Source organism: Neotabrizicola shimadae, assembly GCF_019623905.1.
GTDB lineage: Bacteria > Pseudomonadota > Alphaproteobacteria > Rhodobacterales > Rhodobacteraceae > Neotabrizicola > Neotabrizicola shimadae.
This window is the reverse complement of sequence record NZ_CP069370.1, coordinates 2,032,016-2,054,851: the sequence shown is the minus strand read 5'-3', so window position 1 is coordinate 2,054,851 and position 22,836 is coordinate 2,032,016. Positions and strand designations below refer to the sequence as shown.

At 66.8% G+C, this 22,836-nt stretch carries 19 protein-coding genes and 1 tRNA gene; 12 read left to right on the top strand and 8 right to left on the bottom strand.

Features of this window, described 5'->3' with window-relative positions:
• Window positions 1–178 precede the first annotated feature (178 nt).
• From JO391_RS09890 to JO391_RS09880, 3 genes are read left to right on the top strand one after another with little or no spacing between them, the layout of a single operon-like run.
• Window positions 179–3,502 carry a transglutaminase family protein gene (locus tag JO391_RS09890; RefSeq protein ID WP_220664362.1) on the top strand — a complete coding sequence of 1,108 codons (3,324 nt, stop codon included), beginning with the start codon at window positions 179–181 and terminating at the stop codon, window positions 3,500–3,502.
• A gap of 8 nt (window positions 3,503–3,510) precedes the next feature.
• Entirely contained in the window at window positions 3,511–5,910 is a 2,400-nt protein-coding gene (locus tag JO391_RS09885; RefSeq protein ID WP_220664361.1) for a circularly permuted type 2 ATP-grasp protein, read from the top strand.
• Window positions 5,910–6,794: a transglutaminase-like domain-containing protein gene (locus JO391_RS09880; RefSeq protein ID WP_220664360.1), complete on the top strand. Its 885-nt coding sequence runs from the start codon at window positions 5,910–5,912 to the stop codon at window positions 6,792–6,794. The genes JO391_RS09885 and JO391_RS09880 overlap by 1 nt, the downstream gene beginning before the upstream one ends.
• A gap of 63 nt (window positions 6,795–6,857) precedes the next feature.
• Here JO391_RS09880 and JO391_RS09875 read toward each other — a convergent pair whose 3' ends face one another.
• The gene (locus tag JO391_RS09875) at window positions 6,858–7,508 is read right to left on the bottom strand and encodes a lytic transglycosylase domain-containing protein (RefSeq protein WP_220664359.1); all 651 of its coding nucleotides are present in this window, start codon (window positions 7,506–7,508) and stop codon (window positions 6,858–6,860) included.
• 199 nt (window positions 7,509–7,707) lie between these two features.
• On the opposite strand from JO391_RS09875, the gene gatB reads away from it, so the two are divergent.
• The 3 genes from gatB to JO391_RS09860 all read left to right on the top strand — a co-directional run bounded on the left by gatB (window position 7,708) and on the right by JO391_RS09860 (window position 10,317).
• Window positions 7,708–9,234 (top strand): Asp-tRNA(Asn)/Glu-tRNA(Gln) amidotransferase subunit GatB, encoded by a 1,527-nt coding sequence (gatB, locus tag JO391_RS09870; protein ID WP_220664358.1) that lies wholly within the window; start codon window positions 7,708–7,710, stop codon window positions 9,232–9,234.
• A gap of 172 nt (window positions 9,235–9,406) precedes the next feature.
• Window positions 9,407–9,745: a hypothetical protein gene (locus JO391_RS09865; protein WP_220664357.1), complete on the top strand. Its 339-nt coding sequence runs from the start codon at window positions 9,407–9,409 to the stop codon at window positions 9,743–9,745.
• A 167-nt stretch (window positions 9,746–9,912) separates the two neighbouring features.
• Window positions 9,913–10,317: a DUF4177 domain-containing protein gene (locus JO391_RS09860; protein ID WP_220664356.1), complete on the top strand. Its 405-nt coding sequence runs from the start codon at window positions 9,913–9,915 to the stop codon at window positions 10,315–10,317.
• On the opposite strand, the gene JO391_RS09855 is transcribed toward JO391_RS09860, so the two are convergent.
• Complete coding sequence (locus JO391_RS09855; RefSeq protein WP_220664355.1) at window positions 10,318–11,421, bottom strand: pyridoxal phosphate-dependent aminotransferase; 1,104 nt, start codon at window positions 11,419–11,421, stop codon at window positions 10,318–10,320.
• Window positions 11,422–11,581: 160 nt separating this feature from the next.
• Window positions 11,582–11,908 (bottom strand): TfoX/Sxy family protein, encoded by a 327-nt coding sequence (locus tag JO391_RS09850; protein ID WP_220664354.1) that lies wholly within the window; start codon window positions 11,906–11,908, stop codon window positions 11,582–11,584.
• 123 nt (window positions 11,909–12,031) lie between these two features.
• Between JO391_RS09850 and JO391_RS09845 the strand changes: the two genes are divergently transcribed.
• Both JO391_RS09845 and JO391_RS09840 read left to right on the top strand, forming a co-directional pair.
• The gene (locus JO391_RS09845; RefSeq protein ID WP_220664353.1) at window positions 12,032–12,556 is read left to right on the top strand and encodes an NYN domain-containing protein; all 525 of its coding nucleotides are present in this window, start codon (window positions 12,032–12,034) and stop codon (window positions 12,554–12,556) included.
• 733 nt (window positions 12,557–13,289) lie between these two features.
• Window positions 13,290–14,219 (top strand): IS110 family RNA-guided transposase, encoded by a 930-nt coding sequence (locus JO391_RS09840; RefSeq protein WP_220664477.1) that lies wholly within the window; start codon window positions 13,290–13,292, stop codon window positions 14,217–14,219.
• Window positions 14,220–14,239: 20 nt separating this feature from the next.
• On the opposite strand, the gene JO391_RS09835 is transcribed toward JO391_RS09840, so the two are convergent.
• Genes JO391_RS09835 through JO391_RS21710 form a run of 3 tightly spaced genes read right to left on the bottom strand, consistent with a single transcriptional unit; the run spans window position 14,240 to window position 19,556 of the window.
• A complete protein-coding gene (locus JO391_RS09835) occupies window positions 14,240–15,394 on the bottom strand; it encodes a hypothetical protein (RefSeq protein WP_220664352.1) in 1,155 nt (384 codons plus the stop codon).
• A gap of 9 nt (window positions 15,395–15,403) precedes the next feature.
• On the bottom strand, window positions 15,404–17,596 hold the full coding sequence (uvrB, locus tag JO391_RS09830) for an excinuclease ABC subunit UvrB (RefSeq protein ID WP_220664351.1): 2,193 nt from the start codon (window positions 17,594–17,596) through the stop codon (window positions 15,404–15,406).
• A gap of 55 nt (window positions 17,597–17,651) precedes the next feature.
• Window positions 17,652–19,556: a calcium-binding protein gene (locus JO391_RS21710; RefSeq protein ID WP_220664350.1), complete on the bottom strand. Its 1,905-nt coding sequence runs from the start codon at window positions 19,554–19,556 to the stop codon at window positions 17,652–17,654.
• 143 nt (window positions 19,557–19,699) lie between these two features.
• Here JO391_RS21710 and JO391_RS09820 point away from each other — a divergent pair, with 143 nt between their 5' ends.
• The 4 genes from JO391_RS09820 to JO391_RS09805 all read left to right on the top strand — a co-directional run bounded on the left by JO391_RS09820 (window position 19,700) and on the right by JO391_RS09805 (window position 21,272).
• Window positions 19,700–20,281, top strand: coding sequence for a hypothetical protein (locus tag JO391_RS09820; RefSeq protein WP_220664349.1), 582 nt, complete (start codon window positions 19,700–19,702; stop codon window positions 20,279–20,281).
• Window positions 20,282–20,373: 92 nt separating this feature from the next.
• A complete protein-coding gene (locus tag JO391_RS09815; protein ID WP_220664348.1) occupies window positions 20,374–20,685 on the top strand; it encodes an ETC complex I subunit in 312 nt (103 codons plus the stop codon).
• The gene (locus JO391_RS09810) at window positions 20,685–21,149 is read left to right on the top strand and encodes a GNAT family N-acetyltransferase (RefSeq protein WP_220664347.1); all 465 of its coding nucleotides are present in this window, start codon (window positions 20,685–20,687) and stop codon (window positions 21,147–21,149) included. Before JO391_RS09815 ends, JO391_RS09810 begins: the two co-directional genes overlap by 1 nt.
• A gap of 46 nt (window positions 21,150–21,195) precedes the next feature.
• A tRNA-Arg gene (locus tag JO391_RS09805) sits at window positions 21,196–21,272 on the top strand.
• Window positions 21,273–21,277: 5 nt separating this feature from the next.
• On the opposite strand, the gene JO391_RS09800 is transcribed toward JO391_RS09805, so the two are convergent.
• Together JO391_RS09800 and JO391_RS09795 are read right to left on the bottom strand one after the other, a co-directional pair.
• Entirely contained in the window at window positions 21,278–21,535 is a 258-nt protein-coding gene (locus JO391_RS09800; RefSeq protein ID WP_220664346.1) for a hypothetical protein, read from the bottom strand.
• A gap of 52 nt (window positions 21,536–21,587) precedes the next feature.
• Window positions 21,588–22,829, bottom strand: coding sequence for a mandelate racemase/muconate lactonizing enzyme family protein (locus JO391_RS09795; RefSeq protein ID WP_220664345.1), 1,242 nt, complete (start codon window positions 22,827–22,829; stop codon window positions 21,588–21,590).
• Between the last annotated feature and the right edge of the window lie 7 nt (window positions 22,830–22,836).

Genomic DNA, 22,836 nt, shown 5'->3' with positions numbered 1-22,836 from the left:
AAACAGGCAAAACACTCGCTCAACCCTGTGACACCGGGCGTCCGGCCCCGTGGTGCGGCGTCCCGTGGCGACGGCCACTGGCCCGCTTCCTCACCCTGCTTCATCTTGACCCGAAATACTGCGCGGGGAGCCGGGGGCGCGTAGCCCTCAGCCTTGCGCGTGCCGAAGGACCGGACCCATGTCGATCAAGGCCAGCATCTACCACCTGACCCACTACAAATACGACCGCCCGGTCATCCTCGGCCCCCAGATCATCCGCCTGCGCCCCGCGCCGCACAGCCGCACCCGCGTGCTGTCGCATTCGCTGAAGGTCACGCCGGCCAAGCACTTCGTGAACCACCAGCAGGATCCGTTCGGCAACTGGCTGGCCCGCTTCGTCTTTCCCGAGCCGGTGACGGAACTGAAGATCGAGGTCGATCTTGTCGCCGACATGACCGTCTACAACCCCTTCGACTTCTTCGTGGAAGAGGCGGCCGAGCACTGGCCCTTCGACTATGCGCTGGACCTGGCCGAAGACCTGTCGATCTACCGCAAGCCCGACCCGGCCGGCCCCCTGGTGCAGGCCCTGCTCGACACCATCCCGCGCAATCGCCAGCGCACGGTCGACATGGTGGTGGGCCTCAACGCCCGGCTCAACCAGATGATCGCCTACACCATCCGCATTGAACCGGGCGTCCAGACCCCGGAACAGACGCTGGAACTGGCGCGCGGCTCCTGCCGCGATTCCGGCTGGCTTCTGGTGCAACTTCTGCGCCACCTGGGCTTCGCCGCCCGCTTCGTCTCGGGCTACCTGATCCAGCTGAAGCCCGACCTCAAATCGCTCGACGGCCCCTCGGGCACCGAGGTCGATTTCACCGACCTTCACGCCTGGTGCGAGGTCTACCTCCCCGGCGCCGGCTGGATCGGGCTTGACCCCACCTCGGGCCTGCTGACCGGCGAAAGCCACATCCCGCTCGCCGCCACCCCGCATTACCGCAGCGCCGCCCCCATCTCGGGCGGCTATTTCGGCGAGGCGAAGACCAGCTTCGATTTCGACATGCAGGTCGCGCGGGTCTCCGAACACCCCCGCATCACCAAGCCTTTCTCCGATGACAGCTGGGCCGACCTCGACGCGCTCGGCCGCAAGGTGGACGAGGCGCTGATCCGCAACGACGTCCGCCTCACCATGGGCGGCGAGCCCACCTTCGTCTCGATCGACGATTTCGAATCCGCCGAATGGAACACCGCCGCCGTCGGCCCCACCAAACGCGCCCGCGCCGACACGCTGATCCGCCGCCTGCGCAGCCGTTTCGCACCGGGCGGCTTCCTGCACTATGGCCAGGGCAAGTGGTATCCGGGCGAAACCCTGCCGCGCTGGACCTTCTCGCTCTACTGGCGCCGCGACGGCCTGCCCATCTGGCAGAACCCCGACCTCATCGCCGACGAGGGGTCGTCGCAGGGCGCCACCGCCCTGCAAGCGCAGGAGCTTCTGCGCGAGATGGCGGCCGAGATGGAGATCCCCGAAGAAAACATCCTGCCCGCCTATGAAGACACCGCCGAATGGCTGGTGAAAGAGGCCAACCTTCCGCCCAACGTCACCCCCGACAATTCGAAACTGGAAGACCCCGAGGAACGCCACCGCATCGCCCAGGTCTTCGACCGTGGGCTGACAAACCCCGTGGGCTTCGTCCTGCCCGTCCAGCCATGGCAAACCAGGGCTGGCCGCAGGAAATGGTATTCCGAACGCTGGCGCCTGCGCCGCGGCCGGGTCTTCCTCACCCCCGGCGACAGCCCGGTCGGCTACCGCCTGCCGCTGAACTCGCTGCCATGGCTCAGCCCCGCCGTCTATCCCTACATCAACCCGATGGACCCCACGATCGACCGGCCCGATCTGCCTGAACCCGCCGACCTGGACGATGTCCGCAAGACGCAAGCCCTGGCCAGCTTCGTCGCCAACACGCCCGTCCAGGGCATCAACTCCCAGACGCCGACCGAGATCGAAGGCTTCGTCCGCACCGCCCTGTCGGTCGAACCGCGTCATGGCCGGCTTTGCGTCTTCATGCCCCCGGTCACGATGCTGGAAGACTACATCGACCTTCTGCACGTTGCCGAATCCGCCGCCCTGCGCCTGGGCCTCAAGGTCCATATCGAAGGTTACGCCCCGCCGCATGACCCCCGTCTGAACGTCATCCGCGTCGCCCCCGACCCCGGCGTGATCGAGGTGAACATCCACCCCTCGCACAGCTGGCAGGACTGCGTGGACATCACCACCGGCGTTTACGAGGAAGCCCGCGAAAGCCGCCTCTGCGCCGAAAAGTTCATGATCGACGGCAAGCATACCGGCACCGGCGGCGGCAACCATGTCGTGGTCGGCGGCGCCACCACGATGGACAGCCCGTTCCTGCGTCGGCCCGACCTGCTGGCCAGCCTCATCCTGCACTGGAACCGCCACCCCTCGCTGTCCTACCTCTTCTCCGGCCTGTTCATCGGCCCCACCTCCCAGGCGCCGCGCATCGACGAGGCGCGCCACGATGCGCTGTACGAGCTGGAAATCGCGCTGTCGGCCATCCCGCTGCCGGGGCAGGACACCCCTCCGCTGCCCTGGCTGACCGACCGGCTGTTGCGCAACATGCTGACCGATGTCACGGGCAACACCCATCGGGCCGAGATCTGCATCGACAAGCTCTATTCGCCCGATGGACCCACCGGCCGCCTTGGCCTGGTGGAATTCCGCGGCTTCGAAATGCCGCCCGATGCGCGCATGAGCCTGGCCCAGCAACTCCTGCTGCGCGCCCTCATCGCCCGGTTCTGGGAAAGCCCGGTCCGCGGCGATCTCACCCGGTGGGGCACTGCGCTGCACGACCGCTTCATGCTTCAGCACTATGTCTGGGAAGATTTCCGCGACGTGCTGGCTGACCTTGCCCGCCATGGCTTCCCGATGAAGGAGGAATGGTTCGTCGCTCAGGGCGAATTCCGCTTCCCCTTCTGCGGCGAGGTCGAGGTTGAAGGCACCCACCTGGAAATCCGGCAGGCGCTGGAACCCTGGCATGTTCTGGGCGAAACCGGCGCCATCGGTGGCACGGTGCGCTATACCGACAGTTCCACCGAAAGGGTGCAGGTAAAGCTCACCACAGCCGATCCCGCGCGCTATGCCGTCACCTGCAACGGTCGCCGCGTGCCCCTGCAACAGGTGGCGAACGGCGTTTCGGTCGCCGGTGTGCGCTACAAGGCTTGGGCCCCGGCCTCCGCGATGCACCCGGTCCTGAAACTCGACCCGCCGCTGGTGTTCGACATCTACGACACATGGTCGGGCCGGGCCATCGGCGGGGCGACCTACAACGTGGCCCATCCGGGCGGGCGCAACTACGACACGTTCCCGGTCAATGGCAACGAGGCCGAGGCGCGGCGGCTGGCGCGCTTCTCGCCGCACGGCCACCGGGCCGGGGCCTATGTGCCACCGCCAGAACGCATTCACCCGGAGTTTCCCATGACGCTTGACCTGCGCCGCCCGGCAGGTCTCTGATCCCGCTCATGGAAGCCAAGGCAACGCCAGAGACGCCGCAGGGCGCGGCACGGGGGTATCGGGCGCTGCCCTCGGTGCCCGATGAACTGGTGGATGCCAGGGGCGCCATCCGTCCGGTCTGGCGCGGCTTCATCGACCATCTGAACAGCCTGACGCCCGAGGAACTGGATCGCCGCATCGCGCGCGGCGACCAGTATCTGCGCGATTCCGGGGTCTATTTCCGGCAGTACGGGCAGGGGCCCGGCCCCGCCCAATCGGTCGAAAGGCCCTGGCCGCTGGCCCATATGCCGGTGCTGATGTCGGAAACCGAATGGGCCGAGGTGACCGCCGGCCTGATGCAGCGCGCAGAATTGCTCGAAGCTCTGATGGCCGACCTTTACGGCGAAAACCGTCTTGTCGCCGAAGGTCATCTGCCGCCTCGACTGGTGGCGGAAAATCCCGAATGGCTGCGCCCGCTGGTCGGTGTCAGCCCGCGCGGCGGCCATCACCTGCATTTTCTCGCCTTCGAGCTTGGCCGTGGCCCCGATGGTCGCTGGTGGGTGCTGGCCGACCGCACGCAGGCGCCATCGGGCGCGGGCTTCGCGCTGGAAAACCGTGTGGCCACCAGCCGCGTGTTCTCCGAACTCTACGCCGAAGCCAATGTCCACCGCCTTGCCGGCTTCTTCCGCACCTTCCGCGACGCCATGCAAAGCCTTGCCGGGCCGGGCGAGGGGCGCGTCGCGATCCTCACGCCGGGGCCGCTGAACGAAACCTATTTCGAACACGCCTATATCGCGCGCTACCTGGGCTTCACGCTGGTGCAGGGCGAGGACCTCTCGGTCGAAGAGGGGCGGCTCATGGTCCGCACTGTCTCCGGGCCGCGGCCGCTGTCGGTGCTCTGGCGGCGGCTCGACGGCAGCTATGCCGACCCGCTGGAGCTTGACCCCCGCTCGCGTCTCGGCACGCCCGGACTCGTCTCGGCCTTGCGCGCGGGCGGCGTGGCGATGGTGAATGCGCTCGGATCCGGCATCCTGGAGACACGGGCGCTGATGGCCTTCCTGCCCAAACTCGCCCCAGTGGTTCTGGGCGAGGCGCTGAAACTGCCCAACATCGCGACCTGGTGGTGCGGCGAGGCCTCGGCGCGCGACGACGTGCTGGAAACGCAATCGCGCATGGTCCTGTCCCCTGCCATGGCCACGGGCCTGCCCTTCGAGGGACGCCAGACCGGAACGCTGGCCGCCGCGCTGTCTTCCGCCGCCCTGGCCGAACGGCTTGCCGCGGACGGCGCCGCGCTCGTCGCGCAAGAGGCGGTGACGCTTTCCACCACGCCCGCGCTGGTGGGCGGCCGGCTCATGCCCCGCCCCATGGTGCTGCGCGTCTATCTCGCCCGCACGCCCACCGGATGGGCCGCCATGCCCGGCGGCTTCGCCCGCATCGGCGCCGCGCCCGATCCCATGGCCATCGCCATGCAGCGCGGCGGGTCCGCCGCCGATGTCTGGATCGTCGGCGACAAGCCGGTCGATCCGGTCAGCATGGTCGCCACCCCCGCCATCGGCAACCGCCGCGTCGCCCCCGGCGGCCTGCCCTCGCGCGCCGCCGACAACCTGTTCTGGCTCGGCCGCTATGTCGAGCGCACCGAGGGCATCCTGCGCCTCCTGCGCGCCTGGCACGTCCGCCTCGCCGAAACCGGCCCCGCCGCCACGCCCCTCCTCGACGCCCTCCAGCCCCTGTTCGACGCCTCCGGCACCGATCCCGTCCAGGGCATCCCCGAGGGCCTGCTCGCCACGCTGTCCGCCGCCATCGGCAGCGCCGGCCAGGTCCGCGACCGCGTCTCCCCCGACGCCTGGTTCGCGCTGATGGACATCGACAAGACCGCCCGCCGCATGGCCGCCCGCGTCGAACCCGGCGACGACGCCGCCCGCGCGCTGTCGGCCCTCATCCGCAAGCTCACAGGCTTCTCCGGCCTTGTGCACGAGAACATGTACCGCTTCCTCGGCTGGCGCTTCCTCGGCCTCGGCCGCCGCCACGAACGCGCCATGGCCATGACCTCCGTGCTCCTCACCCTGGCCGATCCCGAAGCCCCCCCCGGCGCCCTCGACCTCGCCATCGAGGTCGGCGACAGCGTCATCTCGCACCGCCGCCGCTTCACCGTCGCCACCTCGCGCGAAACCGTCATCGACATGCTGGCGCTCGACGCGATGAACCCCCGCTCGCTGCGCTACCAGCTCGACGGCCTGGTCGAAGAGATCGGCCACCTCCCCGAGGCCGACCGCTACGGCCACCTCTCGCCCCTGGCCCGCGCCGCCCTGCGCCTGCAAACCGACCTCGCCACCGCCGATGCCGAAACCATGGACAGCGACGCCCTGGCCACCCTGCAATCCGGTCTCGCCAACCTCTCCGATCTCCTGACCGAGGCCTATTTCCGCTGATGCTCTACGACCTGAAGCTGGAGATCGCCTACGACTTCGCCCGCCCCCTCGGCGCCGGCCGCCAGCTTCTGCGCGTGCTGCCCGCCCATCTGCCCGGCCGGCAAGAGGTGCTGCGCGAACGTCTCTCGATCATCCCCCTGCCGCAGGACCGCCGGTCCTTCAGCGATTTCTTCCAGACCCGTACCGTCGAAATCGCCATGCCCGCCGGCCTGACCGAGTTCCGCCTGTCCATGACCGCCTGCGTCCGGCGCGAGGCGAACGTGGCCAGCCTCGACCTCTCGCCCGCCCTTGCCGGCCTCGCGCCGGAAATCGAGGCGCAGCTCACCCTTGCCCCTGACGCGCCGCACCACTTCCTCGGTCCCAGCCCGCGCATCCCCCGTATCGACGCCATCGCCACCTTCGCCCGCGCCGCGACGTCCGGCGCCGCCACCGTGCGCGACGCCGTCGATCGGCTCGGCGCCGCGCTGCACGACCGCATGACCTTCGACGCCGAGGCGACCGAGGTGGACACCCCGCCCGAAACCGCCTTCACCCTGCGCCGCGGCGTCTGCCAGGATTTCGCGCAGATCATGATCGCGGGCCTGCGCAGCCTCGGTATCCCGGCGGCCTATGTCGCGGGCTACCTGCGCACCCTGCCGCCGCCCGGCAAGCCGCGGCTCGAAGGCGCCGATGCCATGCATGCCTGGGTCGCCGCCTGGTGCGGGGTGGAAATGGGCTGGCTGGAACACGATCCCACCAACGACTGCTGGGTCGGCACCGATCATGTCACCGTGGGCATGGGCCGCGACTACGGCGATGTCGCCCCGATCACCGGCGTCCTGCGCACCGATGGCAGCCAATCCAGCCGCCTGACTGTCGATTTCCGCGAGGCGGCCGCCAAATGACCGCCCCCAAATGACAAAGGCCCCGGCGCTCTGCCGGGGCCTTCTGCCTCTATAGGCTGGGCCTTACTGCGCGGCCGGGATCGGTCGAACCGTCAGGGGCACCGACATCGTGCTCAGGAAGGCCAGCGTCGTGGGCTTCTTCTGGCAATACTCCTGGCTGCGCGTCCATTCCGCGATATCCGCGCGCTTCTTCGCGCTGCGGAACGGCGCCCAGTCGCGGCCGAGGCCCCGCGCGCCGTTGCCAACCACCAGATTGTCGCGGTCCACCTGCGCCGCGCCGATGCGCAGCGCACAGGCCAGATTGGCGGCCCCGTCCTTCAACTCGGCCGTCGAATTGGCCTCGCAACCATACTGCCGCGCGGTCGCGGGCGAGATTTGCGTCAGCCCGATCCAGGCCCCGCCGCCGCCCGAGGCCTTCGGGTTCCATGTGCTTTCATGCTTGGCCAGCGCCGAGAAGATGCCGACCCAGAAGGCCCGGCGGTCCTCGATCGAGGCATCTTCGTAACCGGGGCACCAGGTCTCGATGTCGGCAGGCACGGTCTCGGCCAGTTCGTCATCAAGCTTCGCCGCCGCAACCAGCGAACGCGAGGTCCACACTTCGGCTTCCGGGCGATGGTCCCACCGCATCGCGGGAAGATCGTCGCCGGAGTTCATCGTCGAACAGGCCGCGGTGGCCGCAAGCGCCAGAAGGCAGAGGGTCGTCCTGAGTTGCATTGATCCGTACTTGTGGCATCGCATCCTTGCGCGACCGAAGGGTTCTGGAACGCGAATCGTGATTCTCACAACCCGACCGATCACGACTCGGTGCTGAGTCGGCGCGAATCCGCCACCCACCCGCCTTGCCCCGCCCCTTGCCCCGCAGCGCCGGCCTGCGTAAGGAAGTCTCGCAGCACCGCGAAGGGGAATGAAACCCATGCTCGACCTGACCTATGACAGCCCGAAACCGAAGGTGATTTCCGGCGCGAAATCCGACTGGGAACTGGTGATCGGCATGGAGGTTCATGCCCAGGTCTCGTCCAACGCCAAGCTTTTCTCGGGCGCCTCCACCGCCGTCGGGTCCGAGCCGAACTCGAACGTCTCCTTCGTCGATTGCGCCATGCCGGGCATGTTGCCGGTCATCAACGAATTCTGCGTGGAACAGGCCGTGCGCACCGGCCTTGGCCTGAAGGCGAAGATCAACCTGGTCTCGGCCTTCGACCGCAAGAATTATTTCTATCCCGATCTGCCGCAGGGCTATCAGATCAGCCAGCTCTACCACCCCGTGGTGGGCGAGGGCGAGGTGATCGTGGAGATGGGCCCCGGCCCCGAAGGTCAAAGAACGGCCCGCCGGGTGCGCATCGAACGCATCCACCTGGAGCAGGATGCCGGCAAGTCGATCCATGACATGGATCCGACCATGTCCTTCGTCGATTTCAACCGCACCGGCGTCGCGCTGATGGAAATCGTCAGCCGCCCCGACATCCGGGGCCCCGAGGAAGCCGCCGCCTATGTCGCCAAGCTGCGCCAGATCATGCTCTATCTCGGCACCTGTGACGGCAACATGCAGCACGGCAACCTGCGTGCCGACGTGAACGTCTCGGTCTGCCGGCCGGGCGACTACGAGAAATACCAGGCCACGCAGGATTTCGGCCATCTTGGTACGCGCTGCGAAATCAAGAACATGAACTCGCTGCGGTTCATCCAGGCCGCCATCGAGTACGAGGCCCGCCGCCAGATCGCCATCCTGGAAGACGGCGGCAAAGTCGTGCAGGAAACCCGGCTCTACGATCCGGACAAGGGCGAAACGCGGTCCATGCGGTCGAAGGAAGAGGCGCATGACTACCGCTACTTCCCCGACCCGGACCTGCTGCCCCTGGAAATCGAACAAGCCTGGGTGGACGGCATCGCGGCGTCCATGCCGGAACTGCCCGATGCCAAGAAGGCCCGCTTCATGGGTGACTTCGGCCTGACCGACTATGACGCCTCGGTCCTGACCGCCGACGTGGAATCAGCCCGCTTCTTCGAGGACGTGGCGCGGGGCCGCGACGGCAAGATCGCCGCGAACTGGGTCATCAATGAACTCTTCGGCCGGCTGAAGAAGGAAGGCCATGCCATCACCGAAAGCCCGGTCTCTGCCGGGCAACTGGGCGGCATCATCGACCTGATCTCGGCCGGCACGATCTCGGGCAAGATCGCCAAGGATGTCTTCGAGGTGCTCTACACCGAAGGCGGCGACCCTGCGCAGATCGTCGAGGCGCGCGGCTGGAAGCAGGTCACCGACACTGGCGCCATCGAGGCGGCGCTGGATGAGCTGATCGCCGCCAACCCGGCCCAGGTGGAAAAGGCCCGGACCAACGCCAAGCTCGCGGGCTGGTTCACCGGCCAGGTGCTGAAGGCCACTGGCGGCAAGGCCAACCCCGCCGTGGTGAACGAGATGGTGGCGAAGAAGCTCGGCCTCTGAGCCAGGCGGAGCGCGGGCCAGGGCCCGCGCAAGCCCTTTTCCGCCGCCCCGGCCTCCCCCCAAGGATATCTGCCGCAAAGAAGATTGGCGCCGGCGCAACAGGCTGTCTTCTGCCATGACGATGCCGCGATTCCGCCTTTCGCCGTTCTGAATCGGCGTCTAATCCGTCAACATGGACCCGATCTCGCTTACTCCGGAAACGCTCTGCCTTGGCGCCTTTGCTGCCTGCATGGTGTCGCCGCGCCGTCTGGCCATGCGGCTTGGCGGGGCCGGGGCGCTGGCCGTGCCGCTTGGCACCGGGGTCGTGCCCGCGGATGTCTCGCCCGCCACCGCCATGACGCTGGCGGCCGTAGCTCTGGTGGGCGGCGGCGGTCTGGTGGGGCTCCTGTCGCGCATGGTCTTCGTGCGTATGTTCCCCGGCTTCGGCCCGATGTTCCTCTTGCGCGCCGCCTTCTCGCTTTCCGGCCTGGTCGTGCTCTTGATGGCTGCGGGCGTCGTCCATGCCGGCTGAACGGGAAATTGTTAAGTCCAAGTTAATTCGGCTTCTTAAGCCATTGATTTCGTTTGATCAGGCGGGGCGTCCGAGCTCGGACGCGCAACCGGGCGCCGATGCCCTCGCCTCCACCCTCGCCACCGGCGCGATTTTCGGCTAGGCCTGCGACGCGCAAGGGGGACGGGATGCAACGCTACGAATACAGGGTGATGCCGGCGCCGCGGAAGGCCGACAAGGTCAGGGGCGCCAAGACGACCGAGGACCGGTTCGCCGCCTCCCTCACCGCCGTGATGAACGAGTTGGGCGCCCAGGGCTGGGAATACCTGCGCGCCGACACCCTCCCTTGCGAGGAGCGGACCGGGTTGACCGGCAGCAAGACCACCTTCCAGACCCTTCTCGTCTTCCGCCGCCCGCTCCCCGAACCCGAAGCCCAACGCCCCGTCGAGCCCGTGCTCCCCCTGCCAGCCCCGCCTGAACCTTCGGCTCCGGTCCGCCGCCCGACGCCCCTGTGGCTCGGCAAGGCCGAGGCGGCGCCCGGCGCCGCGCCCGCGCTCGGGCCAGCCGCCCCGCGCCCCGCCGCCGAGGAGTGATCAGCCCCGCGCCGCGGCCAGCGCCGCAGGCAGCGCCTCCTCCAGCACCGCCAGCGCCGCCGCATCCCCCGCGCTGATCCGGATGCAGCGGTCCAGCGGGGCTATGCCCGGCATCCGGACAAAGACGTCACGGTCCTGCAGGGCCGTCAGGACCGCCCGGGCAAATGCGCCGCCGCGGCCGCAGTCGATGGTCACGAAGTTGGTGGCCGAGGGCAGGGGCTCCAGCCCGTTGGCGCGGGCGATCCGGGCAATGCGGAGCTTGGCGTGCTCGACCTGGCCTCGGACATGGGCCAGCCAGCCTTGGTCGTTGAGCGCGGCGATGGCGCCGGCCTGGGCAATTCGGCCGAGGCCGAAGTGGTTGCGGACCCGGTCGAAGGCGCGGGCCAGCGGTTCGGCGGCCAGGGCATAGCCCATGCGCAGGCCGGCGAGGCCGTAGCCCTTGGAGAAGGTCCGGAACCGGATCACCCTGGGGTCGTCGGGGGCGATGCGGGGGGCAGTGCCGGCGGGGGCGAGGTCGATGTAGGCCTCGTCCAGAACCAGAAGGCAGGTCGCGGGCAGCAGGTCCAGCATGGCCTCGATCACCTCGGCCGGATGATGGCTGCCCATCGGGTTGTCGGGGTTCGAGAGGTACAGGAGCTTTGCCCCGGTGGCGTGGGCGGCGTCCAGAAGGGCCTGCGGGTCCTCGTGGTTGCCGAGGTAGGGGACACGGGTAAGGGTGCCGCCGTGGCCGGTCACGTGGAAGGCGAAGGTGGGGTAGGCGCCGGCGGAGGTGACGACCCGGTCGCCGGGGGCCACGGTCAGGCGGACGAGGAGGCCGAGCAGGCCGTCGATGCCCTCGCCGGGGACGATGTGGCCGGGGGCGATGCCATGGTGGGCGGCGATGGCGGCCTTGAGGTCGTGCTGGTCGGGGTCGCCGTACATCCAGGCCTCGGCGGCGGCCTGGGCCATGGCTTCGACCGCGCGGGGGGAGGGGCCGAAGAGGCTTTCGTTGGCGCCGAGGCGGGCCCGGAAGGGGCGGCCGCGGGTGCGCTCCAGCGTCTCGGGGCCGGTGAAGGGGACGGTGGCCGGGAGGCCCTGGGCGAGGGGGGTGAGGAAGCGGGTCATGCCCCGAGTTGAGCCTGAAAGGCGGCCGGGGTGCAAGGGGGGCGTCCGAGCTCGGACGCCTTGCCGGATTGAGCAATATCAATGGGTTGCGAGCGCGGATTAACTTGGACTTAACGATTGTCCGAGGCGCACAACAGGCAGAGGCGGAAACCGTCCCCGGCTACTTCGGCGGCAGCGCCCGCACGAAGCCGAGCGACAGGGCCATCAGGCGGCCCCGGCGGGTGTCGTCGGCGCAGGCTTCGTCGGAGCAATCCACCATGCCGGACATCGGGCGGCCGGTGAACATCATCGGGCTGGCGCCGGGCACGGCCAGCGCCTCGGCCTCGTTCGGCTTGCCCACGCGGAACATGGCGCCGCCCTTGTGGATGCCGCAGACCATGTGGCCGTTCAGAAGGAAGGCGAGGCCGCCGAACATCTTCTTCTCGGTCACCGGCTCGGCGGCGAGATCGTCGCGCATCAGCTGCGCCAGACCTTCATCCCAGGGCATCGGCGGCTCCTTCCCACGAAGGGCCACAGGCTAGCAGGCCGGGGCGGTGGCGCATAGGGGGCGGGGCTTGAGCGCGGCGCAGGGCTTTGGCAGGATCGCCGAAAGGTTGTGCCGGTGGTGACGATGTCCGAGTTCCTGTCCCTTCTGTCTCAGCGCGCCGGTCTGGTGGCGCTGGCCCTGGCCCTGCTGGCGCTGCCCCTGATCCTGAAGCTGCTGCACTGGGTGCGGCGCGCGCTGCAGCCGAAGCGGCATGTGGTGGTGGACGGGTCGAACGTCATGCACTGGAAGGACAATACGCCCGACCTGCTGGTGCTGCGCGCGGTGGTGGCCGAGTTGAAGCGGCGCGGCTACACCCCCGGCGTGGTGTTCGATGCCAATGCCGGGTGGAAGCTGATGGGGCGGTATCGCCATGACGGGGCGATGGCGAGGCTTCTGGGCCTGCCGGTGGCGCAGGTGATGGTGGTGCCGAAGGGGCAGGTGGCGGACGGCTGGATCCTCGCCGCCGCCCGCGACCTTGGTGCGCCGGTGGTGACGAACGACCGCTACCGTGACTGGGCCGGGGCGCATCCCGAGGTGACGGAGCCGGGGCGGTTGATTCGCGGCGGGGTGCGGGAGGGGAAGGTGTGGCTGGATTTGGGGGAAGGGTGAGCGGCGGATGATCGGAGTTGGCGCGTAGGGTGCGCATTCATTGCGCACCGTTATGGGGCCGAGGGGCGGGGGATTGGTGCGCAATGAATGCGCACCCTACGGATCGCTGGAGGGCCGGGAGTCGGGGTGAACCCCGACCTACGGGGGCCGTTGGGATCGGGGGTTTTGGGGTGGAACCTCACGCCACGCCTGCTTTCGCGCCGACAAGGCGGGTGTCCGGTGGACACCCGACCGGCGCGGTTGGCGAAATGCCGGCATTTCGCCAAGGGGTTATCCGTTGGCGCCGCGGGTTGGGCACGGGGCGCGGCTGCCCCGGCGGTCGCGCTTGCGCGACTGCCCTGCGGGGGGCAGTCGCGGCCCGTGCGCTTGGGCGCACGGGCGGGAATGCGGTGGCCGGTCGCGGCGCCCGAGGCGATGGCCTCGGGCGGGGGGCGTTGTCCCAGAAACCCGGTCAGAAACGTATGGGGTAGGGGAGGTGACACCCACCGTTCGCCGGAAATTGCGGTACGGCCTCGGTCGAGTGGGTTTCGCGGGGATGGTGGGTTTCACCCACCCTTGTCTCTTGCCGTTTTGCGATAATGTGGCTGGCAGACGAGACCCCGACCCACCCTTGGGCCTTTGAGCCCGTCGCGTAGCTTGGGGCTCGTCTGCCGACCGACTTCAAACCTGAACAGTTGCATGGGAGGGCCGCACCACCGGCCGATCCCGCAGATCAAGGACAGGCCCCATGACCTTGCCACAAGACTGCATCGGCGTCGATATCGCCAAGGACTGGATCGACGTCTTCCACCTCTCCACTGGCCACCGTGAGCGGATTGCCACGACAAAACAGGCGCTTGCCCGCTTTGCCAAGACGGCTGGGGACGCGCTCGTGGTACTGGAGGCCTCCGGCGGTTACGAGCGTCCGGTCACCGAGGCGCTGGCCAAGGCGGACGTGGACTTTGCCCGCGTCAACCCCCGCCAGGCGCGCGAGTTTGCGCGTGCGAAGGGCCGCCTGGCCAAGACCGACCGTGTCGATGCCGAGGTGCTGGCGCAGATGGGCAAGGCGCTGGAGCTGGCGCCGACCCCGCCCGCCGATCCCGACCGGCAGCGGCTGGCCGATCTGGTGGCACGGCGCGAGGTGCTGGTCGGCATGATCCGGGCCGAGAAGAACCGCGCGGGCACCACCCGCGACACCTGGCTCTCGCGGGAAATCGCGTTGTCTGTCCGCGTGTTGCAGGATCATCTTTCCGCTGTCGAGGAGCAGATCGCCGTCCTTGTCGAGACCCGCGACCGGCTGGCCGTGCAGGCCCGACGCCTGCGCTCGGTGCCCGGCATCGGGCCGGCCGTGGCCGCGGTCCTGCTGGCGCGCCTGCCCGAACTCGGCAGCCTCGAGGCCCGGCAGATCGCCGCCTTGGCCGGGCTGGCCCCCCATGCCTGCGATTCCGGCCTGTCGCGCGGCAAGCGCCACATCTGGGGCGGCCGCGCCGGCGTCCGCCGCGCGCTCTACCTCGCAGGCTTCGTTGCGTCCCGCTACGATCCCGTCCTCAAGGCCTTCCGACAACGCCTCCAAGACGCCGGAAAACCCACCAAGGTCGCCCTCACCGCCTGTGCCCGGAAGCTCCTCACCATCCTCAACGCGATGATGCGCGACGGGAGGGACTACGGGAAACAGGCGGGCTGAAAGACAGTTGCTACGGCTAGCTACGGCTGAGTGTCACTCTCACTGAGGTATCCGATCAAAATCGAATCATGATTGTCACTTGCCCAAAAATCAACAACATGCCAAAAGCTGCCTTTCCCGTCGAGTCCCGGTGATCTATATTGAACTCGAAGCTTTGTTGGGCTGCTTCCCACTTTGTATACCACCTCGCTCTCAAGAAGAGCCCGGCGAAGGACTTTGGAGTTCGGCGCAGCGGTCACTTCATGATATTCCGCCGTGCCGGAAGATCGATAAGAGCCTCTTGATATCTGAACTCGCCGAACAATTTCTATCATGCTTTCTAAGACATAGGCAGCCCGCATTTCTATGCCTTTCGGCTCAAATAGGCCAATGTCAAACTTTGTTAACCATTCCGAGTCGCGCTGAAATCTATAGACATCTGGCGTCAATCGCCGAACATTCCACCACATCGCGTGATCAATGCGAAGCTTTGCTAGGTCAGAATCGATGCGATCTCGATCGAGCACTATGTAGTCAAACGGATCTGTGACATATTGTGATATGTAGGAATTCGAGCGGGCAAACTGGGGCGCCTTGCAGAGCGCCGAGGTAAGGGCGTTGATTTGCTCTTTCTCGAATAATCTTACATCGTAGGCTTCCTCGAACTCCAGAAATAGAGCTCGACGACATAGCGTCAGAACTTCATGGAAATCTCTATTTTTTATTGCATTCTGAGCCTTGATTAGTTCCGACTTAGATGGGCTGTCCTTTAGAGAATCCACAAGGCTGAGATGCCAGAAATCGCAATCGAAGACTACCTTACATGCACTTTCAAGGAAGCGACGGGTATCGTCGACGTATCCGGCCAGCTCACGAGCATCGGGCAACGCGCCGTGGTGCTTTGCACTCACTCGAACTGAGTTTATCTCTATGAGCCTGCGCTTATTCGGCAAGGTTCGATCAGGGCCGATGCAGTCGTTTATCTTGTCAATATACTGAATGAATTCAATCTTCCTCGGCACATCCGCATTCAGATGATCACAGCAGGCAATGAAGAAGGTCTCAAGGGCGTCTTGAAGCAGTGATACTGCTGCAAAGACAGGAGGGCCCTGTTCTAGAGCGGCCTGTTCCGTCGACAATTGGTAGAAGTACCTTGCAGCAACAAGCTTCTTCAAGACTGATGGTTCAATATCCATTTCCGGCTTCTACCTCCCCCGCCGCTTGTTCCCACCCCTTGTGCCCGCCCTTCCGGCAGTACTCCTCCCGGAGGCCTTCACCGCCTTCTCGGCCGCTTCCTCCACCGCCGACTGACGCGCCAGCGGGTCGTCGGCGACGGTCAGTTCCACCGCCTCCAGCCGCTTCACCTCGTCCCTCAGCCGGGCGGCTTCCTCGAATTCCAGGTTCTCGGCGGCCTTGCGCATCTGGGCGCGGAGTGCGTCGAGGTGGGCGGCGAGGTTCTGGCCGACCATGGGCCCGCCCATTGAACGATCGACCTTGGCGGTGACGCGGTTCATGTCGGTGTCGCCCTGCCAGAGGCCGGAGAGCACGTCTTCGACGTTCTTCTTCACCGTTTCGGGCGTGATGCCGTGGGCGATGTTGTAGGCGGCCTGCTTTTCGCGGCGGCGGTTGGTTTCGGCAAGCGCGCGTTCCATGCTGCCGGTGATGCGGTCGGCGTACATGATGACGCGGCCTTCGGCGTTGCGGGCGGCGCGGCCGATGGTCTGGATGAGCGAGGTTTCCGAGCGCAGGAAGCCCTCTTTATCCGCGTCGAGAATGGCGACCAGGCCGCATTCCGGGATGTCGAGCCCTTCGCGCAAGAGGTTGATGCCGACCAGAACGTCGAAGGCGCCGAGGCGGAGATCGCGGAGAATCTCAATCCGTTCAATGGTGTCGATGTCGGAGTGCATGTAGCGCACGCGGATGCCCTGTTCGTGCATGTAGTCGGTCAGATCCTCGGCCATGCGCTTGGTCAGCGTGGTGACGAGGATGCGCAGGCCCTGGGCCGCGACCTTGCGGACCTCGTCCAGGAGGTCGTCGACCTGCATGTCCACGGGGCGGATTTCGACGGGCGGGTCGAGGAGGCCGGTGGGGCGGATCACCTGTTCGGTGAAGACGCCGCCGGTCTGTTCCATCTCCCACGCCGCCGGGGTGGCGGAGACGAAGACGGATTGCGGGCGCATGGCGTCCCATTCCTCGAACTTCAGGGGGCGGTTGTCCATGCAGGAGGGCAGGCGGAAGCCGTGTTCGGCCAGCGTGAACTTGCGGCGGTAGTCGCCACGGTACATGCCGCCGATCTGGGGGACGGAGACATGGCTTTCGTCGGCGAAGACGATGGCGTGGTCGGGAATGAATTCGAAGAGCGTGGGCGGCGGCTCGCCGGGGGCGCGGCCGGTGAGGTAGCGGGAATAGTTCTCGATCCCGGCGCAGGAGCCGGTGGCCTCGAGCATTTCGAGATCGAAGTTGGTGCGCTGTTCCAGACGTTGGGCTTCCAGGAGCTTGCCCTCGTCGTTCAGCTGTTTCAGGCGCTGGAAGAGTTCCGCCTTGATGCCCTTGATCGCCTGCTGGAGCGTGGGGCGCGGGGTGACGTAGTGGCTGTTGGCATAGACGCGGATCTTGTCGAAGCTGTCGGTCCTGGCGCCGGTGAGCGGATCGAATTCGGTGATGGATTCAAGCTCTTCGCCGAAGAAGCTGAAGCGCCAGGCGCGGTCTTCCAGGTGGGCAGGCCAAAGCTCCAGGCTGTCGCCGCGGACACGGAAGGCGCCGCGCTGGAAGGCGGTGTCGAGGCGGCGGTACTGCTGGGCGACCAGTTCGCCGATGACCTTGCGCTGGTCGTAAAACTGGCCGACCACCAGGTCCTGCGTCATGGCCGAGTAGGTCTCGACCGAGCCGATGCCGTAGATGCAGGAGACGGAGGCGACGATGATCACGTCGTCGCGTTCCAGAAGCGCCCGGGTGGCCGAGTGGCGCATCCGGTCGATCTGTTCGTTGATCTGGGACTCCTTCTCGATATAGGTGTCGGTGCGCGCGACATAGGCTTCGGGCTGGTAGTAGTCGTAGTAGCTGACGAAGTATTCGACGGCGTTGTCCGGGAAGAAGCCCTTGAATTCGCCGTACAACTGGGCGGCCAGCGTCTTGTTGGGGGCGAGGATGATGGCGGGGCGCTGCGTTTCCTCGATCACCTTGGCCATGGTGAAGGTCTTGCCGGTGCCGGTGGCGCCGAGGAGGACCTGGTCGCGTTCGCCGGACAGCACCCCGGCGGTAAGCTCGGCGATGGCGGTGGGCTGGTCGCCGGCGGGCTTGAACGGCGTCTGCATGACGAAGCGGCGGCCGCCTTCCAGCTTTGGCCGGGTCAGCACCTCGGGGCGGGGCGACAGGTCGTTGGCGTTGTTGTGGGGCATGGGGCTCTCCGGTCAGCCGCCCCAATCTATTCCGTTTTTGTTCCTGCGGTAGGGGTCACAGCACGAAGTCACCTGCGGCGAGGCTGGCGGTGTTGCGCAGGAGGAGGGCGAGGTCCGCCGCAGCGTCGGCATCGGCGTTGATTTCGACCAGAAGGTCGGCGCCCTGCTGGGTGAGCCGGATCTCGCCGCGGGCGAAATCGCCGTTCAGGTCCAGCGCGAAGGCCTGGTCGCCGGCGGCGGGCAGGGGGTCGAGGGCCGAGAGGTCGATGCGGTCGCCCTGGGCGGAGGAGAAGTCGGCGATCTCGTCATGGGCGCCTGGGATGGCGGGGCTTTGGGCGAGGGCGGTGAAGATGAAGCGGTCGGCGCCGAGGCCGCCGGTCAGCGTGTCGGCCCCGGCATTGCCTTGCAGCGTGTCGTTGCCGTCCTGGCCCGAAAGCAGGTTGGCGCCAGCGTTGCCGGTGAGCAGGTTGTCCAGCGCGTTGCCGGTGCCGTTGCGGTTGGCGCTGCCGGTGAGGGTGAGGTTTTCCAGTTCGGCGCCAAGGACATAGGACAGGTTGGTCTGCACCGTGTCGGTGCCGCCGCCGAAGGCTTCCACGATGCTGTCGAGTGCGCTGTTGACGACATAGGTGTCGTTGTCGTTGCCACCAATCATCGTGTCGTTGCCAAGGCCGCCATCGAGCAGGTCGAAGCCGAAGCCGCCGATCAGGCGGTCGTTGCCTTCGTTGCCGTAGAGCTTGTCGTTGCCCGAAAAGGTGCCGTTGCCGCCGTTCAGCGTGTCGCTGCCGGCGCCACCGACGATTTCGTTATCGCCCGTGCTGCCAAGGCCGGTGGAGCCGATGCACCGCCAGTCGCTGGCGCCGGCGTAGACCGCGCGGCTGATGAACTGGTGGACGGTATAGGTGGAAAGGTCCGTCCAGACCTCGTCGAAGCCGCCATTGCCGGTGATGACATCGGCCTGTTCCTGGACGCGGAATGTGTCGTTGCCCGAGCCGCCTTCCATCGTGTCGATGCCGGTGCCGCCGTCGATCAGGTTGGCGCCTTCGCCGCCAATCAGGCTGTCAGCGCCCGAGGAGCCGGAAATCGTATCATTGCCGATGCCGCCGACAATGGTGTCGGCCCATCGGCCGCCAACCACATCCGAACCGATGCCATTGGCAAGGGTGACGTACAGCTTCAGTCCCGGCGCGAGTTTGGCGGAGAAGTCCACCGCGCCGTCGGTCGTGATGCCGAGGCGCGTGACGTCGGAGAGGGCGAACGTATCCTCGATCCGGATGAACTGGGCATATTGCGCGGCGGTGGCGACGACATTGGTGACACCGATCAGCCCTTGGGAAACGAGAAGCGTCTCGATGCCCGTCGGCGTCACGCCGGTGAGGTCGAAGGTCGTGCCGCCGGTGATGCTGTCACGGCCCGCGCCGCCATCGGCTACGCCGGTGCCGGGGGTGTCGAGCTGGAAGAGGTCGTTGCCGCCGTCGCCGAAGGCGCTGTCGCCATCCAGCCCGAAGGACAGGGTGTCGTTGCCGCCCCCGCCATACAGCGTGTCGAATCCGGCGCCGCCGCTGAGGGAATCGTCATCCTCCCCGGCAAGGAGGCGGTCATTGCCGCCCTCGCCGAACAGCGTGTCCCGGTTCAGCCCGCCATAGAGGAAATCGTTGCCGATACCGCCTGACACCTGGTCATCGCCGGCGTCGCCATAGAGACGGTCGTTGCCCTCTTGCCCGCCCAGGACATCGCCGCCGTCGCCGCCATAGACGGTGTCGTTGTCGCCATTGCCGTCGATCAGGTCGTCTCCGGCCTCGCCCAGGATGCTGTCATTGCCGCCGCCGCCAACGACGGTATCGTTGCCCGTGCCGGCAAGAACCGTGTCATTGCCCAGCAGAGCGTTGATCGCATCGTCGCCGGAGTTGTCTTGCGGGCCGGTGGGGAAGGAATCGTCGGCGTCGGTCAGCGTGAAGGGCATTTTCCTGACATCCTTTCACATGGCGTTTTGCGGGAACCTAGGCGATTCGCGGGGAGCCGGGCAATCGTTGTCGCAACGGCAATTCACCGGGTCTTGGGCCGCAGGCCGGGTTTGCGTTGAAAAAATGTGATCCTGCTGGCAAGATGAGGTCTGACGTGCCGGAGGATTTATTGGTGCGCGCTCCGCTGGTTCGAAGCAGTCCTTTTCTTTATTGCATTCCCGCGCACACCCACGCGTTGATGCGGTTTCGCGTACATTCGGTCACGGTTGCGGAAGTTGCCATTTACGAAGGCTCTGGTGTCACGGTGGATACCGAAACGACGGAGGATTTGAGTCCGGCGTCCGGGGCGGGTGGAGAGACCGGGCCGTTGCGGCGGGTGCCGCAGTCACAGATCGACGTGGTGCGCACCTGGGAAGGGGCGCCGCCCGATGAGCCTGTGTATTATTCTTCGGTCGAGACTTACCGGAAACTGCACAGCATGGCCCTGGCCCGGTACGGGATGCGCTGGACGCCCTCCTGGGACGAGGGGCTGGATTTGCCCGAGATCGATCCCGGACCGGCGATGGACCCGCCGCGAGAGACGCGCATCACCGATGCCGAACTGGAGCGTCTGCGGCGCCGGATGATGGAGGCGCATCCCGACCATGGCGGCACAAACGAGGACTTCGAGGCGGCATATGCGGCCTATGAAGCGGCGCGGCAGCAACGGGCCGCCGAATCCTGAGGCCTGACGGGGGCGGCGCGGCCGAATAGCCTCTTGCGTCGGGGGGGGCTGATCCGCTTTATCGGCGCAGGGAACCTACGTGGAGCGACTCCATGCGCGCGCGCATCTATCAGCCGGCCAAGACCGCCATGCAATCGGGCACCGCCAAGACCCATGCCTGGGTTCTGGAATACGGGCAAAGCTCGGCGCGCGAGGTCGATCCGCTGATGGGCTGGACCTCGTCGAGCGATACGCAGACCCAGGTGCGGCTGCGGTTCGAGACCAAGGAAGAGGCGCTGGCCTATGCCAAGGCCAAGGGGATCGAGGTCACGGTGACCGAGCCGCACCAGCGCAAGCCGGTGATCCGGCCGCGCGGCTATGGCGAGAACTTTGCCACCGACCGCAAGGGCGCCTGGACGCATTGATGGCGGTGTCGATCGCGGCGGAAAGCCCGCTGACGCCGGACCTGGGCCTGCTGTTCGAGCGGCACACCGCGGACATGCACGCCGACACGCCACCCGAGAGCATTCACATGATGGACCGCGGCGCGCTTGAAGCGCCGGGGATTTCCTTCTTCGTGCTGCGCGACGGTGGCGTGCCGCTGGCCATGGGGGCGTTCAAGCGGATTGACGGGACCCATGCCGAAATCAAGTCGATGCATGTGCTGGCCGAGCATCGCGGGCGGGGCCTGAGCCGGGCGATGCTGGATCATCTGGTGGCCGAGGCGCGGGCGGCGGGCATTCTCCGCCTGTCGCTGGAGACCGGATCGCAGGACGCCTTTGCCCCGGCGCGCGGGCTTTATGCGCGGGCGGGGTTCCTGGAATGTCCGCCCTTCGACGGCTATGTGCTGGACCCGAACTCGGTCTACATGACCCGTCTGATCGGGTGACGCGGCCCTTGCGCGCGCGGCCCCGGTGACGCAAAAGGCGGGCAGCGGTCCCGTAGCTCAGCTGGATAGAGCAGCTGCCTTCTAAGCAGTAGGTCGGGGGTTCGAATCCTCCCGGGGCCGCCAGCGGTTCAGCTCATCCCCAGCATCTGCTTGATCATCGCGATCCAGCGCGTGTTGTTGCGCATGGAGCGGATGAAGGCGACGGTATTGCCGGCGTGGCCGTCGAAGGAAAAGCGCACGTCGGAGTGGAAGGCGCATTCGGTGAAGGTGGGCGGCTGGCCGCCCTTGAAGATCAGGGTCGCGCCCTTGAACGTGACCTTGTCGAAGGTGGCCCCGTCGAGCACGATGTCGCCCTGCAGGGTGGTGTTGTTGTACTTGCGGCTCATGGTCGGTCCTCCGGTCTGGCGCTTGTGGCGCGGCGGGGCGGGCTTGGCAAGCCTAGTCGCCTTCTTTCCGCGGCGCGCCACCTTCGAACCGGTTGCCGTGCCGATAGTCGCAGGGCGCCTCCTGCATCTGGAGATGCAGGCCGGTGCCCGTGAAAGGATGGGCGCGGGCGAGGTCCTCGTCGAAGTCGATGCCAAGGCCGGGGGCTTCGGGCGGAAGGATGTAGCCGTCGTCCCAGCGGATCGAGTTGCGGATGAGCTTCAAGTGGAAGGCACCGCCGGTCTCGATGGTTTCCGCGATCAGGAGGTTGGGGATCGAGGCGGCGAAGTGGACGTTGGCGGCCCATTCCACGGGGCCGGCATAGAGGTGCGGCGCCATCTCGGCGTTGAAGATTTCGGCCATGGCGGCGATCTTCTTGGCTTCCCAGATGCCGCCGACGCGACCGAGCGCGGGTTGCAGGATCTTCACCCCGCCGGCGCGGAGGAGGGTGCCGAATTCGTATTTCGTCGTAAGCCTTTCGCCGGTGGCGAGGGGCACGCGGACCTGAGCGGCGACGGCCGCGAATTCCAGCAGGTTGTCGGGCGGGATGGGTTCTTCGTACCAGAGGGGGTTGTAGGGCTCCAGTTCCCGGCCCATGCGGATGGCGCCGGGCGTGGTGAACTGGCCGTGGGTGCCAAAGAGGAGGTCAGCGCGGTCGCCCACCGCCTCGCGGATGGCTTTGCAGAAGGCCACGGAGCGGGAGATGTCGGACATCGCGGGTTCGTGGCCGCCGCGGATGGTATAGGGGCCGGCGGGATCGAACTTGACCGCGGTGAAGCCCATGTCGACGAAGCGGATCGCGGCTTCGGCGGCGGCTTCGGGGCTGACCCAGAATTCGGCCGATTCCTTGCCGGGTTCGGGGTAGAGATAGGTATAGCTGCGGATGCGGTCGTTCATGCGGCCGCCGAGCAGTGCCCAGACCGGGCGGTTGCGGGCCTTGCCGAGGATGTCCCAGCAAGCGATTTCCAGCCCCGCGAAGGCGCCCATTACCGTGGGGTCGGGGCGTTGGGTGAAGCCCGAGGAATAGGCGCGGCGGAACATCAGTTCGATGTTTTCCGGGTTTTCGCCCAGCATGTGCCGTTCGAACACGTCCTCGATGACGGCCTGCATCGCCTTTGGCCCGACAGTGGAGGCGTAGCATTCGCCATAGCCCGTGATGCCGGTGTCTGTGGTGAGCTTCGGGAAGATCCAGTAGCGGCCGCCCCAGCCGGGGAAAGGCGGGGCCACGACGAAGATTTCGAGGTCTTTCAGCTTCATCGCGTGC